Source organism: Serratia sp. TSA_198.1 (assembly GCF_052686505.1).
The window spans coordinates 172,986-188,412 of record NZ_JBQZFP010000007.1; the positions used below are offsets into that span (position 1 = coordinate 172,986).

17 protein-coding genes are annotated in these 15,427 nt (G+C 48.0%); 2 read left to right on the top strand and 15 right to left on the bottom strand.

Annotated elements, in window-relative coordinates:
* Nucleotides 1-104 precede the first annotated feature (104 nt).
* The 12 genes from ACUTSW_RS22320 to ACUTSW_RS22375 form a co-directional block, all read right to left on the bottom strand.
* Entirely contained in the window at nt 105-737 is a 633-nt protein-coding gene (locus ACUTSW_RS22320) for an MrpH family fimbial adhesin (RefSeq protein ID WP_445585387.1), read from the bottom strand.
* A 214-nt stretch (nt 738-951) separates the two neighbouring features.
* Entirely contained in the window at nt 952-1,152 is a 201-nt protein-coding gene (locus ACUTSW_RS22325) for a fimbrial protein (RefSeq protein ID WP_445585388.1), read from the bottom strand.
* Between the two features lie 718 nt (nt 1,153-1,870).
* Nucleotides 1,871-2,695, bottom strand: a complete 825-nt coding sequence (locus ACUTSW_RS22330; RefSeq protein ID WP_445585389.1) for an MrpH family fimbial adhesin — start codon at nt 2,693-2,695, stop codon at nt 1,871-1,873.
* A gap of 12 nt (nt 2,696-2,707) precedes the next feature.
* On the bottom strand, nt 2,708-3,190 hold the full coding sequence (locus ACUTSW_RS22335; RefSeq protein WP_445585390.1) for a fimbrial protein: 483 nt from the start codon (nt 3,188-3,190) through the stop codon (nt 2,708-2,710).
* A 158-nt stretch (nt 3,191-3,348) separates the two neighbouring features.
* A complete protein-coding gene (locus ACUTSW_RS22340) occupies nt 3,349-3,876 on the bottom strand; it encodes a fimbrial protein (protein ID WP_445585391.1) in 528 nt (175 codons plus the stop codon).
* 9 nt (nt 3,877-3,885) lie between these two features.
* Nucleotides 3,886-4,365 (bottom strand): fimbrial protein, encoded by a 480-nt coding sequence (locus ACUTSW_RS22345; RefSeq protein WP_445585392.1) that lies wholly within the window; start codon nt 4,363-4,365, stop codon nt 3,886-3,888.
* A 20-nt stretch (nt 4,366-4,385) separates the two neighbouring features.
* Nucleotides 4,386-4,904, bottom strand: coding sequence for a fimbrial protein (locus ACUTSW_RS22350; RefSeq protein ID WP_445585393.1), 519 nt, complete (start codon nt 4,902-4,904; stop codon nt 4,386-4,388).
* Nucleotides 4,905-4,917: 13 nt separating this feature from the next.
* Nucleotides 4,918-5,580: a fimbrial protein gene (locus tag ACUTSW_RS22355; RefSeq protein ID WP_445585394.1), complete on the bottom strand. Its 663-nt coding sequence runs from the start codon at nt 5,578-5,580 to the stop codon at nt 4,918-4,920.
* A gap of 37 nt (nt 5,581-5,617) precedes the next feature.
* Entirely contained in the window at nt 5,618-6,376 is a 759-nt protein-coding gene (locus tag ACUTSW_RS22360; protein WP_445585395.1) for a fimbria/pilus periplasmic chaperone, read from the bottom strand.
* A gap of 39 nt (nt 6,377-6,415) precedes the next feature.
* Entirely contained in the window at nt 6,416-8,950 is a 2,535-nt protein-coding gene (locus ACUTSW_RS22365; protein ID WP_445585396.1) for an outer membrane usher protein, read from the bottom strand.
* A gap of 37 nt (nt 8,951-8,987) precedes the next feature.
* Nucleotides 8,988-9,533 (bottom strand): fimbrial protein, encoded by a 546-nt coding sequence (locus tag ACUTSW_RS22370; protein WP_445585397.1) that lies wholly within the window; start codon nt 9,531-9,533, stop codon nt 8,988-8,990.
* A gap of 87 nt (nt 9,534-9,620) precedes the next feature.
* The gene (locus tag ACUTSW_RS22375) at nt 9,621-10,181 is read right to left on the bottom strand and encodes a fimbrial protein (RefSeq protein ID WP_445585398.1); all 561 of its coding nucleotides are present in this window, start codon (nt 10,179-10,181) and stop codon (nt 9,621-9,623) included.
* Between the two features lie 418 nt (nt 10,182-10,599).
* On the opposite strand from ACUTSW_RS22375, the gene ACUTSW_RS22380 reads away from it, so the two are divergent.
* Complete coding sequence (locus ACUTSW_RS22380) at nt 10,600-11,367, top strand: winged helix-turn-helix domain-containing protein (protein ID WP_445585399.1); 768 nt, start codon at nt 10,600-10,602, stop codon at nt 11,365-11,367.
* 170 nt (nt 11,368-11,537) lie between these two features.
* On the opposite strand, the gene ACUTSW_RS22385 is transcribed toward ACUTSW_RS22380, so the two are convergent.
* The 3 genes from ACUTSW_RS22385 to ACUTSW_RS22395 form a co-directional block, all read right to left on the bottom strand.
* Nucleotides 11,538-12,035 (bottom strand): hypothetical protein, encoded by a 498-nt coding sequence (locus ACUTSW_RS22385; RefSeq protein ID WP_445585400.1) that lies wholly within the window; start codon nt 12,033-12,035, stop codon nt 11,538-11,540.
* Entirely contained in the window at nt 12,013-12,783 is a 771-nt protein-coding gene (locus tag ACUTSW_RS22390; protein WP_445585401.1) for a winged helix-turn-helix domain-containing protein, read from the bottom strand. Before ACUTSW_RS22390 ends, ACUTSW_RS22385 begins: the two co-directional genes overlap by 23 nt.
* A 688-nt stretch (nt 12,784-13,471) precedes the next feature.
* Entirely contained in the window at nt 13,472-13,756 is a 285-nt protein-coding gene (locus tag ACUTSW_RS22395; protein WP_445585402.1) for a hypothetical protein, read from the bottom strand.
* A gap of 129 nt (nt 13,757-13,885) precedes the next feature.
* Between ACUTSW_RS22395 and ACUTSW_RS22400 the strand changes: the two genes are divergently transcribed.
* Nucleotides 13,886-15,427 (top strand): filamentous hemagglutinin N-terminal domain-containing protein, encoded by a 1,542-nt coding sequence (locus ACUTSW_RS22400; protein WP_445585403.1) that lies wholly within the window; start codon nt 13,886-13,888, stop codon nt 15,425-15,427.

Genomic DNA, 15,427 nt, shown 5'->3' on the forward strand with positions numbered 1-15,427 from the left:
CAGAAAAGTATATTTAACTTGTAATTTTATTTTCAATATATATTACAAACAGCATCAGAACGGTAATTACCGCATTATAAATGCACGTGAAATAAAATTTATAATTACAGTATCGCCAACACGGCTACTGCAGAAGCAGAAAAATCACCTGCGGAAACATTACCGTTACTGCTTAACGTCGATGAAAAAAGCACTGAGACGCCATTTCCGCCGGGTACCCGCACCGTCGTACCGGTTGCGCCTGCAATATTATTGACCTGCAGTTTTGATTTCAAGCTGCCGTCCGAGCGTAATGTCACTACGTCACCGCCATTGTTTGCCCGTGCGGTTATTTTTACGGTGGCCTCACGGTTGCAGCTTACCTGCGCATAAACGCTCTTGGTGTTGCCATTTACGTTATCTTGATTTAGCACGCCGTGCGCCAAATTAATATCGCCGCCAATCGAACAGGATACCGGCTGCAAAGGCGGTTCAGTGGGTGGTGGAGTTATAGTTCCCGAACAAGAGTCGCCGAACATAGACAGACCGCCGGAGTCGCTGGCAGCGTATAAAAGTATACATCTGTTCTCATTGGCAACCTGCTCCTGGTCGAGCCAGTTGACAATAACGCCGCTTCTCGGCAGAGCGTAACTCCACTCTCTAATAATTTTGCTAGTGGTCTGCGTTCCCCTCAAGTTGTATACATAGTCCTTCCATTGCACTTTAGCAGGATTACCGGTGCCGTCTAATGTTAACATCACATAAAATTTACCCCCCCCACCCACAGTTGAGGTTACCTGGATTTCTCATGTCATTCGCAGAAGTAATGACGTAGTATAAATCGTTACCCCGTAAATCCCATTCAATATTGGTGTCGTATGCTTTAGAATTCTTTGAAAAAAGCATCAAAGAAAATATGAACAGCAGACCCAATATACCTCTGCCAATATTCATCTTGTTGCACATATCAATTCACTCATAGTCCAGTGTAAAAGTGGCAAAGACCCCGCGACCAATCGTTTTATGGGTTATCGCAGCTGGCTCACCGCGCGCATAAGCCTGCAAATTAATCACGTTGCTGCCGTCGGTCAGCGCATAGGCCCCGGATTGCTGGTTCAGCGGCAAGGGCTGCCCTTGCGGGGTTTCCATGCCGATAGCTACGCCGCTCGCCATTCGGGTCGGGTATAAAACAACGGAATAACCAACAGCACTAAGGCGACAAAAAATAGCTTAGCTGTTGGGGTAATTATGATGTTGCATTTTCTAAAACCCACACCCAGCCAGATAATCATGACAAGCAGTGCCATCATGCTCCAGCTGAGAATATTTTGCGGCAGGACTAAACCCATCCGCCCATATTTTTGATATGGAGATGCATTAAAAATCCAGCCCAAAGAAAAGCGACGCCAAGCAGTAAATAACGCCTCACCTCTGGTATTTCACTCATAAAAAACCACCAAAAAAATAATTTTATCGGACGCCATATTGGAAACCTTCAACTTTCCAACTCAATATTATAATTACAGTTAGTAGCACATAACCCCTCGGTATTTAGCATGATTCCGCATCATATAATAATGTTAGCGTTACAACGTAAACATGCTCACAGAGTAATTTCGATGGATTATCATAAGTTCTGCACGCCGTAATTAACGTCAATGCGGATACTGTGTGAGAACTCCACCACATCCATTAGATCAGTACCGACATTTATATACTACTATGTCACCATTATGTATCTTATAGGCAATGCATAATTGACCAATGTCGAAATATACAGAATTTATCTAACTGAGCTCTAAAAACCGTATAAAACCAAACGTATTCATTAGTAAATCACTTACGAGCCTCAAGATGAATATCTTATACCACCCTCAGAGAGGAATTAACGTTACATAAAATTAACCACAACTATAGCATTTCCAACATATTTTCCGGCGCGTATATTACTCCCCGAGTCATTTAAAACAGATGAAAACATAAAAGAAGATGTACCATTACTTTCATTTATCGATACCTCATCACCTCCAGCAGCCGGCTTACCATTAACAAAAAGTTTTGCATATAAACCTTGCGAGCCTAACCTGACATCATTCGAGCCAGAATCAGCAGAGAAAGCCGTTATTTTCACTTTTTCAGGAATAGCACAGCTCACAGAACCTGAAATATCCTTCCTTGAGCCATTTAATTCTGAGTTAAGTAATGTCCCATGTTCTATTATCGCAGAGTTCATAGTTACAGAGCAAACTTGATTTGGCGGTGGTAATTTCCCACAAAAAGAGTTTGGAAATGGTTTTCCATCACCATTCCTACCGGAGGTTAACCAGCCAGCATACATTAACCCCACGCAAGTAGCCTCATAATCTATAGGAAACTCTGCTCTATATGGTAATTTTTTAATTGCGAGGTAGGCGCGTCTTACATCCGCAGTGGTTCTATATTTTTGTGCCCCCTCCAAGCATGCCTTCGCCACTCGACATGAACCATCTAAACCAGGATTCCAAGATTTATACATCACATCCGGTCCAACATAACATTGTTGATACCCATAGCAAGGATTTGGGATCCCTTCAGGCTCATCCCAAGCAGTTATTTCTAAAACGACCCGCCCTGGAAGCATGGAAATTAAATTAACATATGCCCCAGCCTGGGCATTATTACATACAATAAAAAAAACAAAAAAAACACAACCTAATAAAAGTGAAATAAGCCTCATTATCCCATCCTATTATTGATAGTCCACTATCAGGGTTGATCCCGAAGAAAAATACCCTTCATCCAATTTAGCCCCTAACTTCTTTACAGGTACCGCCTGTAAATTAATATTATCGAAACCATCAAAGTAAAACCACTCATTGATTGCTAGTGGTTCATTTTTCGCAAAAAAGACCACACCGAGATCGGTTTTACTAGTCTGCAACGCCCGTTGATCAAATCCGCTCTCCACGCCATGTATTTTCATTCTCATAGCTCGCCTCTCTGACCCACTACATTTATATTTATAGTCTATATTCTTCAAATAATTACTCCCATCAATTTTAGACTCAAGCAAATTATTACCAAAGCTTACATTCATCACTCCACCATCATTTACAACACACGAAGACTCTCTTACTGTTATTGAAATCATAACGTTAGAAGTAAGATCTGCAAGTGCATATGTAGAAGTGAAAATCAAAGACAAAAAAAACAATATAATATTAAAAAACATACCCTCACAATCCTTAGATTAATTTCATTTTACACAAAAAAATCAAATAGACTGCAACTCATGATGAGCAACATTTTAAATAGATCTTAATGAATTTAAAATACCCCACCAAAAAACAAAACACTTATTCAATGAATGTAAATTAAATATGCCATTAACTACTCATAAAGTAACGTAAAAATCGCTACTGCTGAAAACGCCCCCAATCGAATAGTTTTATTTACTATAGCAGCAGGTTCGCCCTGCACATAGGCTTGCATAGCAATAATATTATTTCCGTTACTCAATAATCTGTTCTGGCCCCATATATTTAACGACAACGATTGTCCTTCTATTGTTTCCAAGCCGATAGCAACACCCTGTGCCTGATTGCCAGCATCCAGCGCCAGCAGGCCAGGCAATGCTGCACTTTCAGTACCGCCGAAACTGATCTTCACCGTTTTACCCAAGCTGGTGTCACAATCCACTAAGTGCAATTGAAACGGCTTGCTAAGCGTGCGCTGATACTGGTACAGGTATTTGTCCACTATAGTGCCAAAATCTAGTTCCACGCTTTCATCGCCCGGCTGCAGGGTACAAGGCTCCTCCACCAATGCACCATGCAACCGCATATTATCCGCAGCTACCACCGGCATGATGACTGTACTCGTCAGCAGGACGATAAGCATGATTTTTGTTATATGCATAACGCTCTCCTATTGGTAATCCGCCAACAGCGTCGCCGTCACCGTAAAGATACCGGCCTTCAACTCAACGCCAGGTTTTTTTACCGGTACCGCCTGCAGTACAGGTGGGTTAGTCGCGTCGATATCCATGCGCTTATTCAGCGTAAAAACCTGACCATTCTGCAACAAGCGGATCCCCAGATCGGTGATATTGGTTTGCAACGCAGCGGCATCAAAGCCGGTGGGGCTACCGGTCACTTTCAGCCCCATCACCAGACCGCTGGTGCCCGGCTCACAGCTGATGCGGTAGTTCACCGTTTGTATATAATTCTGACCATCAACCTTGTTCACCCCAACCCGATCGCCAAAATCCACGTCTACCTGCTCACCGTTATTAATGATGCAGGGCGGCGGTGCATTTAAAGTGCCGAAAAACGCCATGTTCGGATAAGCCTGGGCCGGCCCTCCTCCCAGCAACAGCACAACGGAGAAACAGCGTAGCAATGTCATTTTCTTGCTCCTTTCTCTGTTCACTGGTAAGCCACCATCAGGGTTGCCGCTGCACTGAAGTCACCCGCTCTGAGAGTACCACCAGCCCGCTTAACGGGTACCGCCTGCAATAACGGCTTGTTCGGGTAGGTGAAATTCAGCCAACTGTTGATTGGCAACGGTAACCCATTGGCGCGCAGCTCAATCCCCAGATCGGTCTGCTCGGTCTGCAACGCGCTGTTATTAAACGCCGTAACGCTGCCCTCGATCTTCATTTTGATTGCGTTGAAAGCATTGTTTTTACATGTCAGTATGTAATCCACTGTCTTCATATAATTACTTCCATCAACACGCGTCGTCACCAGATCGTTGCCGAAGTCCACAAAAATTGCCTGGCTACCATTAATCACGCAGGATAGCGGGGCGATAATAGTGCCGGAAATATTAAGGTTGGTGACCGCATCGCTACCGGTACTGAACGCCGCTGTCGAAAGCAGCAGCACAGAAACAAACACAGATCGCCATGCTGGCTTGCTCACTGCACATTTTGCCTGCCGCATGCTCCACTCCTTATCAGTCATAGCTCAGCCGAAAATCCACCGATGCCGAATAGGCACCCGCTACCAGCGGCGCGCGGGTGCGCTCCGGCGCTATGATATACGCCAGCGTGTTCTGCCCCGGCGTCAGCAGCAGCGGTTGCCCGCGGCTACCCAACCGCACGTCCTGCCCCAAGGGATCGGTCAGGCGTAATGCCAGCCCGGAGACGCCCTGCGCCTTCACCAGGTGCGGATTGTTAACGTCCGCCGGCGCGCTGAAGCTTACTGTCACCGCCGGCTGATGCGCTGCCCAGGTCAGTGCCCCAGTGCGGCTATCGCGGCTGCCCGCCGGGCTGCGCAGGCAGTCCTGCAAACGCAGCTCAAAGCCCACCGGCGTACCCCGGTCACCCACCTGTTGCAGCCTGCCGGTGCCGGTTTCACCTAGCTGAATATCCTGACGAGCACTGCTCATCTCCAGCCGGCAGGCGCTTTCGGTCAATGCACCGTGCACCTGCAACACGCCGTTGGCACCATCGGTATACCAATTATCCACCGCCTGCCCGTGGGCATTCGGCAACAGTAACAACACCGCACCAAGCGTGATCGGCGCCATCAGCGCCAATGCGCCCAGGGTGCCGTAGTACTGCCAGTCGCGGTAACCCGGCAGGTGTTGACTCCATTTTTTGCTTATCCGTTGCATAGTCTTTCCTCCTGTTCACCTGCCCCGACTTACGGCTTTATGACTTGTCTTTCTCCGGCACCACCTGGCAAGTGCTGCCGCTGCAGTTAAAGGTCAACTGCGGACGGCCGCCATAATCGTTGATGTAGGTCAGGACTGGCGCACCGCCCAGTGCTGCGGCGCTGACGCCCACGGAGATATTGCCCTTCGGCGGCACCATCAACGGCTCAAACCCCTTCGCCCCTTCCACACCTTTTTTGCTGGCGGCATCCACCAGTGTGATGTAGTACGGCGTCGGGTTATTTACCTGGTACTTATCACCCTGTTTTGTCAGCGTCAGTTGCTCCTGCCATGGCGCTGCGTTCTGCTGCGGCGCGATCGCCGCCGGGCGATAGAACAGCTTGATGCGCGTCTGCAGCGCTATCTGCAGGGTGTTCGGCTTGTCGCTCTTCGGCGGAATCTCCCGCAGGTTGAAGTAGTACAACGTCTCGCGGTCCTGCGGCAGTTGTTTGGCCGCCGGCAGCGCCTGGATTTTCACCTGGCTCGGTTTGCCCGGCTCCACGCGCTGTACCGGTGGCAGGACCACCAGCGGGCTCTGAACTTTATTGCCCTCTCCATCTTCCAACCAGGCTTGCGCCAGGTACGGCAACTGTTTGTTCTGGTTGCTGATGTTCAGGCTGACCGAATTCTGGCCACCGTCAAAAATCACGCGGGTGCGGTCCAGCGCGATCGCTGCCTGCGCCTGCGGAGCCAGCAATACGCCCAGCAGGGCGGCGGTGGTCAGGCATTGTTTGTTGATGACAAAATGCGTTTTCATAAAAAGTCTCTCTTGCTGATTCAAATAGGGTGTCTGCGCTTAGGTTGCGTCTGACTCGTCGGCCGGCAGCGCCTGGCACGGCAACAGCAGGTTGCTCAGCGTGCTGTCCGGCAGCACCTTCGGCAGGCTGATGGCGCATTGCGCCGCGCCGCTCCAGTGCACCGTCATACGGTCACCGGCCTGAATGCCGCTCAGATAAACGCTGCCGCCGTCGTTCACTATCCCTGTTTCTTGTTTGTTGGCGTTCATCACCGTGGCGCCGAACGGCGGCGTACTGCCATCTGCCAGGGTGATCACCGCCATCGCCTTCTCCCCGGCGATCACGTCAAATTTGCGGTAACCGATCGCGCCCTCGGTCAGGGTGGCCTGCACCACCGATTTGGTCGCCTCGGCGTTGTCGCCCAGCTTGTTCAGATCAATACTGGCCTGGTTGCGGTAGTAGTTGCTCACGTCCGTCACCACCGCCTTGCCGAACATGTTGGTGTTGCTGGTGCTGCCGTAACCACGCACCGGCACCCCGGCCACGCCGCCGGTATCCAGCAGCAAACGCGTGCCGCCCGGCATGCCAATACGGTGTAATGCGCCGCCCTGTGGTGTTAATGTGGCCCCGCCCTGTGCGGAGAAGCCCAACGCGCTGTAGCTGCCTTCCTGGTAGCTGGCGTTGGCACTCATCTGGGTCATATCACCCTCGTGGTTGTAATAACCGCTCAGGTTGGCGCCAGAGCGTGAGCTGCCTGCGCTCAGTTGATAGTTATTATGTTCGTCAACCCGGTCGTAAACCCCCACCCTGTGGGTGGTATCACGCCCGTTTACCGTGGTGTTGTAGCTGAGGTTGGCACCGTTACCCCACGGCATAGACAGCGACAGATACATGCCATCATCATTGCTGCCGTTGTACTTGTTGCGGTAACCAGACAGCGACAGGCTCAGGTTCTTGAACCGCCCGATATCGAAGTAGCGCGACATCGTCAGGTTATAACGGTCATTGACCGGCCGATCCCAGTAGGTCTGGTGGTCGTAGTTCAGGTACAAACTGATCCCCGCATCCCGGAACTGTTTGTTAAAGGTGATGGTGTACATCTCCTTGTTATTGCCCATCCGGCGGCCCTCATGGCGAGCATCCAGATACTCGCTCATGCTCATGAAGTCCTGTTCCGAGAAGCGGTAACCGGCGAAGGTCACCTGGCTGTCCAGTTCGTCAAAGCTCTTCGAGTAGCTCAGGCGGTACGAGCCGCCGCTCAGCGTGCCGTCCTGCTGCGGCAAACGCGCCCGCGACTGGGTGGCGTCAAACGACAGCGCGCCCAGCGCCATCAGGTCACGCCCGATACCCAACGACGCCGCGTTATAATCTCCACCGCCCAGCGCACCGCCGTACAGTGACCAACCGTTGCTCACCCCCCAGGAAAACTCGCCGGTACCGAACAGCGGGCCGTCAGTATGATGCTGCCAATCCGACGGACGCCCGGCGGCAAACTTGTAGCGCACCGAGCCGGGCCGGGTCAGGTACGGAATGCTGGCAGTGTTCATCTTGAATGCCTGCACGCTGCCGTCCTGCTCTTCCACCCGCACATCCAGCTCACCTGACACTGCATCGTTGATGTCCTGTATGCGGAACGGCCCAGCCGCCACCTGAGTCTCGTAAATCACCCGGCCCTGCTGGCTGATGGTCACCTTGGCGTTGGTCTTCGCCACCCCCACAACCTCCGGCGCATAACCGCGCAGATTCGGTGGCAGCATGTTGTCGTCCGACACCAGGCTGGCCCCGCTGAAGCGGAAGCTGTCGAACAGGCCGGAGTTGAGGTAATCCTCCCCCAGCGTCAACCGCGAACGCAGTGCCGGCAGCGCCCGGTAGGCATAATAGCGGCTCCAGTCCAGTTGCTGGTCGGTGCCCTGGCCGCTACCGGTCTGGCGGTTAAACTGCCCCTGCCAGTCGGCGCGCAGCCGCCAGGCCCCCAGGTTGGCGCCGGTAGTGCCGTTACCGCTCAGGCTATAGCGCTGTGAGCCGTCCCTCTGCTGGCGCTGAGTCTGGCCATTGAGGTTGTAGTCAAACAACAGCCCCGGAATGCCTTCATCCCAGCGCGAAGGCGGATCCCAATCCGCCGAGGCGTACTCCAGATAAGCCTGGGGAATGCTCAAGTACAGTGCCGCAGTGGCCAGATCGCCCCGAGCTTCCATGCCCTTCAAGCTGGTAATGTCCAGACATTCGTTCTGGTGCCACCAGCGCAACCCTTTCATCGCATCCGCCTTTAGCCCCAGTTGGTCCACCAATGCCGGTGAAAGACAGGCCTGGCTGCCTTTCGGATCATCGTCAGGCGGATAAAAAGGAACGCTCTGCTCCGGCAGCTCATTTTTATTGATGTTCACCGTCAGGCTGTAGGTCCCCGGCATCATGTAGCCGCTACGGGAGAACTGGCTCAGGTCGATATTTTTCCGGTCGTTCACATCCAGCACGTCGGTATTAAACTGTATGCCGTCATCGGCAAAAGCCAGCGGCGCGGCAGAACTTATCGCCAGACAAATACAGGCCCTTAATAACTGAATACGAAACCGCGTCCCTGCAGGAAAAAACACCATAGCCATCTACCCTGTTATTTAATAATTTTTATCCGTGTCAGTAATAATCCAGCTTGAAACGTACCGCAGAGGAATAAGCCCCGACCCGTAATGACTGGCTATTGCTTACCAGCCGCATGGCATAATTCAGTTGCATAGTCCCTAATGAGATATTACCGAGCGGCAGAGGTTTCCCTGGCATGGCAATATTTCCCTGCCCGTCGGCAATTTGCAGGGCAATGCCCTTTGCTTCACCTCGCACACCAAACAATACGCCATCCGCTTCACCATCAAAGGTCACCTGAAAGTGCTTCCAGTCCGGTAAATTATTATTGGGCCGGGTTAACACGCAGTTTATTAACTCAATAGAGAAAGGTTTAGTCATTCCCTGTCCATCACGAATAATATTCGCAACCGGAACTGTTTCCATATCAATAACCTGTTCCCTACTGCCGGCGGCAATGGCGCAGGCGGTATCAATAATGGCCCCTTGCATATTGACGCGTCCCCAGCCCTGTGTCGGGTGGGCGGCCTGAGCGCTGCTGATATATAACAACAGAGTCAATATGCAGGGGGTCATTACTTTCCCAGGAAAATGATTCATTGAATATTCCCTATTCAAAAATGTGTCTTCCGGTAATAAAGCATGCGGGCAAACCCGCATGCTGAATTCATTTCACCACCGCCGGGCTTATTGGTAAGCCAGGGTGAAGTCAGCCACGGACTGGAATTCGCCCGGAGTCACAACTGCGCCAGAGGCTTTGTTGCCCTGCAGGTAAGCGGCGAAGCTCAGGGTGTTATTGCCATTTTGCAGAGTCTGTGCGTTGGTTGCTTTACCCAGCTTGATAACCTCACCGGAACCATCGGTAATTGCGATGCTGGCGCCTTTGGCAACGCCGGTAATACCCAGTAAATTGGAATCAGATGAAGACGCCGCACCGCTAAAGGTAATAGAAACGGCGTTATTTTTACCGACGCCCCCTGTACCACCTGGGTTCAAATCACAGTTTTCCAGTTTGATCTGGAAGTTTTTCGGCGTGGACTTACCACCGTCTTTCAGCGCCACGTTGGAAACCTGGCCCAGGTTAACGGTCTGGTCTACGGTTTCCGGGGTAATAGAGCAAGGTGCGTCGATAATTGCGCCTTTAAAGGTTACGGTGCCGCGACCCTGGTTTTTAATATCAGCTTGCGCCATCATGGAAGTTGCGCCCAAAGCCAGTACTGCTGCCAACATAATTTTGTTCAGTTTCATAAAAAGCCCTTACATTCCTTTATAAGAAGAAGACATCGATAGTCAATTTTCAAATGTGTTGAAGAGAGTAGAGAAAACCCGTTTAGCCTAAGCTTTATCCTATCAACTCTATTTTCGACCAGCTCATCGCCAGCCACTACAATGTACCTAACCCACCAACCGTTTGGAATATTATAGTGTTAATATACAAAATTACGGAATTTAATAAACAAATATACCAAAAATATATATTTAAATTCCAAAAATTATTTAACAATTATAGTTATATATAAGAACGTAAATATTTATGGAGGGGGTTTTAATTAATACGTGACAAAAAAGCAGATTAATCCTACATCCAACCCAGTGGAGTTATTGAAAAAAGGAATCGGGAATAGCAGAATCAGGCCTCTCAAGGAAAAGACGAGGCTTTACTAAAATGATTTTCGTTATAAACAAGCAGATTAAATACAATGAATATGAAGGAACACTGGAAAACATTGACGATCCAGGTAACACGATCTTGTTGGTCAAGCCTGCGTGCAGGCTTTTGTCTATCTTCGTGAGAAATAATGACATGCTCATTAAACGTAAACAGCTGCTTGATGAGGTATGGGAGGATTATGGGCTTAAGGCGACAGACAGTAACCTGAACAATTATATTTCTGGTTTGAGAAGGTCATTAGCAAAGTTTGATGAGGAAGAACTTATAATCACCTACCCACGGCAGGGGTTTAAATTCACCGCAAAAAAGATAGTCAGGCAAGAGGCCAATGCAATACTGTCAGAAACGGATATCATGATTGAGCTCGAACAAAAAGAGGACATTAGGCCTGATGGCTCCAAAGAAGAGCGAAAACGCGCTAATTCATGGTTAAAAAAAACCATGTTACAGAAAATGGCTATCATTATAGTTATATTACTGCTACCGTTTTTTTTAAGCATGGCTTATAAACAAATCCCGGTCAGCAACATTACCAATCTGGGGCAATACAAGAACTGTGATATCTACTCAATCAAGTACAATGGAATGCAACCCAAGCAGCTTGAAAATATCATTTCCACACACTATACCTGCGAGGAAAAAGCTAATATTTATTATTACTTCAATATTCAGCAAAAAGGGCTAGCATCCCACGCATCAGTACTCGCTTACTGCCCATTGGATGTTTCCGCCGCTTGCGAATTCAGCTATGTAAAAAGTTAGAGGGGAGGAAGGTGCAGTGGAGTACGTCAGTGAGAACAAACAATAAAAACGCATAAAAATCGCCGTAACAAGATAAGCCCATGAAAAATTTTTCCTTCAGCCAGGTTAGTTAATCCCTAACAATCCCATAATAGCACTCTGCCCCCGAAGTGCTATTATGGGGGCGTGGTTTACCTGGTGGTCTTGGTACAAATAAATGCAGGTGCCCGGTTACCGGTAAAAACAAAACTGTTGTTGCTCAGCCGTTCAATTTTTAGCAAAAAATATTTGCTATTTAATATGGGTATCGTTTTGCTCACTTCATCCTGCTCGATGTTATCCGCCGGCTGTTTTTTGACGTCCTTGACGGTAAAGTGGTAATAACCGCTTTTATAGGTGTAATCGGCTTCAATCACTCTTGATATCGTATAACCTCCGTTTCCAGCGGAAGCATGCCCATTGATGACAAACGTTGTCTCACGAAATCCCGAGGGCACCACACTAAGCAGCAGCAGGCTCTCCTCTTTCTCGCCGTTAATCGGCCGGATAATTTTTATTACTGATTTACACGCAGGGACGTTATGGAAATCATAGAATAACCAAGTTATTCCAACAATAACAAATACTGACAACACAGCAATGATAATGCTTATGTATTTTTTATAATTACTTTTTATTAACAATTTCATGAATGTTCTCACACTGAGTTTCTACTCCCTGCGGCCTTGAATAAGGGCAGTAAGCCAGAAAAGATATTGCGTTTTTCATGCCGGTTCTGCTGACCAACATCTTGGTGTTAAAATAATAGACAGTTGCGGGTACATTGCAGTTGAATTTTGCTGACTCGATCAAGGGTTTGATTGCATCCAACTCATCGCTGTCATGCTTGACATAATGTGACACTGTCAAAACATCTATGGTGCAGCTACCTACCTTACCTATTGGGCGATAGTCAGCAGGATCATATTTATCAAAGAAAGAATACGTCGTTACCATAATGAGCGCCATAGCCAGTAACGCCAACGCAAGCAACCCCAACGGTTTCCACTTTTTCTCTACCGTGGTGACAGGCATAGTATCGATGGCAGAGGACACCGTGCTCTCAACCCCCATAGTATTAACTTCATCGGCAGAAAACATAAAGCCTTGCCGAGGCACAGTGACAATAATATCACTCTCACCAAATGAATTGAATATCTTCCTGATCATTGAGATATAGTTATTCAGGTTGCTGTGGGTAGACGACTTGCCATACTCATCCCAGGCACTCGATAAAATAAATTCCCGTGTCAGCAGCAAATTATTATTCTTAACCAACAAAGATAATACCCTGCAAAGAGTGGCTGTGAGCATAACGGGTTCGATAGTGTCATCCAGTAACTCTATCGTAGATTTATCTTCATGAAAGACAATTCTTTTATTAATTATAAATTTCATTTATCCACTTATATTCCATCAAAAGATCGGTAAATAAGTAAAAATATTGCCCTAGCCTCACCGTTAAAAAATTAACTAGGAAAATTCTTATATCACAATACTACAACAAAAGAATAAAGGGTGTCCAAGGGTATTGATGAAGCAACCTGGATCAACCTACGCGTGTCAAAAACTGCCCGTTAACAAAATAAACATTACTCTATGAATTAAAAAGACTTTCTCTTTCAGACTACTCTTTTAAGAGTAAACAAGCTGGCCACTGATAGCTAAAGGCAAGGTGCTGCTTATGTTATTCTCTGTTAGCGTTCGTTGTTTCCACATTGTTGCGGGTCCCACCTGAATTCCACACCAGTGCCAATGCCGGGTTTCGAGAGAACGGCTCGCGTTGCCTGCCGGCAGGGTGCGGGAGTTCATCATCACCAGCCGCACATCAGGCCATCGATGCTTCTCTGCTTTCTTACGATAAATTAAACATGTTCTCCACCTCGATCAGTGCCTGTCTGATCGCTGCATAAAAGAAGCAACTTTTCGTTGTTCAAGCTTCCATAAGCAAAACATTCTTCAATACAAAGTGTATGTAATGGCATTATCCTGTGAGAAATACCCTTATAAATAGCAAGAACTTTTGTTATCAAAAACGTCATACAGGTCAATAAATCATATATTTCTGTCACTAACAGCATCACGTTTACAACAACCGAAAAGTGACACCGATAAGCTTAAGCAACCTGGCACGCAGAGAAACGCCCATTTCCTTTAAAAAACACTGCCTTACTCTGGATGTTTTTACCGGCAGCAAAAAAAAGCAATATAAAGAGGCACCTATTTTATACATAAGGTGAAATAAACTTATAATTACTTGGTTTTCTCTGTAGAGGAAACAAAACAAACACCAAAAAAAACCGCCAACCCAGAACAATACTTCAATTGCAATAGAATAGCCGCCATAAGATTTCATCAGATAATACTGCATGGTACTTTACTTCCTCTGGGCTCAGTCATTTATTTGCGCCACTTAATTTTAGGTGTACAGGCGCACAGCTGAAACCAGGCCAACTGTCTAATCAGTATTATAAAGCTTTTATATCTATGGAGTGATAAAATGGAATTCCCAAGGAAAATTTCCTGCCTTTCGGCAATGATAATGTTTTGCCTCAGTGGCGGAGCCGCTTTTGCAGACACCACTATTCAGCCGGTCAACGGCAATATCAACCTCGCCGCCAATAATGTGCCGGTAGTGAATATCAATCAGCCGGGTCGGGATGGCGTATCTCATAACCAATACAGCCAGTTTGACGTGGGTAGCCAGGGCGTTGTATTGAATAATGCGCAAAGCGCCGTTCAAAGCCAACTGGCTGGTGCCGTCAATGCTAACCCGAACCTGGGTGCGGGCGCGGCCAAAGTGATCCTGAACGAAATCAACTCTAGCGACAGAACCCTGCTGAATGGGATGATTGAAGTCGCAGGCCAAAAGGCAGACGTTATCGTCGCTAACCGATCCGGCATAACCTGTAACGGCTGCGGGTTTATCAATACGGGCACCGGCGTGCTGACAACCGGCGAGTTGCAATTCAAGGATAAACAGTTCACGGGTTATAATGTTACGGGTGGTACGGTAGCGTTTGAAGGAAAAGGGCTGCAAAAAGGTGACGTTGATTACACAGCCGTGATCGCCCGTGCAGAAAATATCAATGCCGCAGTGCGAGCCAAAACCCTGCTGGTGCTGGCCGGCAAGAAAAACGTCAAGGCAGATTTGACCGGTTATACCAACCTGGAAAGCAAAGATCGGGCGCCAGAGGTTTTGGTTGATGTTTCCCAACTCGGCGGCATGTATGCAGGAAAAATCACCTTAATCGCCGATGAGAAGGGCGTTGGCGTCAATAGCAGTAACAATGGCAATAACAACGTCGGCAACAACACTGGCAATAACAACGGTAATAACAACGTTAACATTGGCGGCAATAACGGCTCTGCCAAAAGCCCAATCAGCCTGAAAAACCAGGGTGAGTTGGTTACTGATGGCGGTGACTTGATGCTTTCAACCACCTCTATCGTAAACAAGGGTACGCTACTCTCTGGTGCCAATTCCTTTATTCAAACCACATCTCTGGAGAATACGGGTGAGATAAAAGCTAACGACTCCGCTCATTTTAGAACAACCCTGCTTAAAAATGACAATGTCATAAGTGCAGAAAATAACGTCACCATTAGTACAACTTCGGTCGAAAACAGTCGCAACGGCCAAGTTATTGCACGTAATGGTGGAATCGCTTTAAAAAATACCGCTTTCTCTAATAGTGGTAACATCCAGGCCCGCCATGAAATTACTAACTCGGGTACATCCTTCGCCAATAGCGGCACGCTGATATCCAGCCAGGGAGATATTACCAGCTCAGGCACGTCTTTCTCCAACACGGGGAGCCTGGTAGCCAGTAAAGGCGCCATTACTAGCTCAGGTACTTCTTTCTATAACACCGGGAATATCCAAGCCGACAAGAATATCAACTGGAAAGGCACCTCTTTTTATAATCAAGGCAAGATAACATCGACCCAAGGTTCTGTGTTCAACAATGGCAGAGACATCAATAAGCCTGTCGTTGTCTCCCCACCACAGCAATACCCATGGTGGTACCCACGCTGGTAA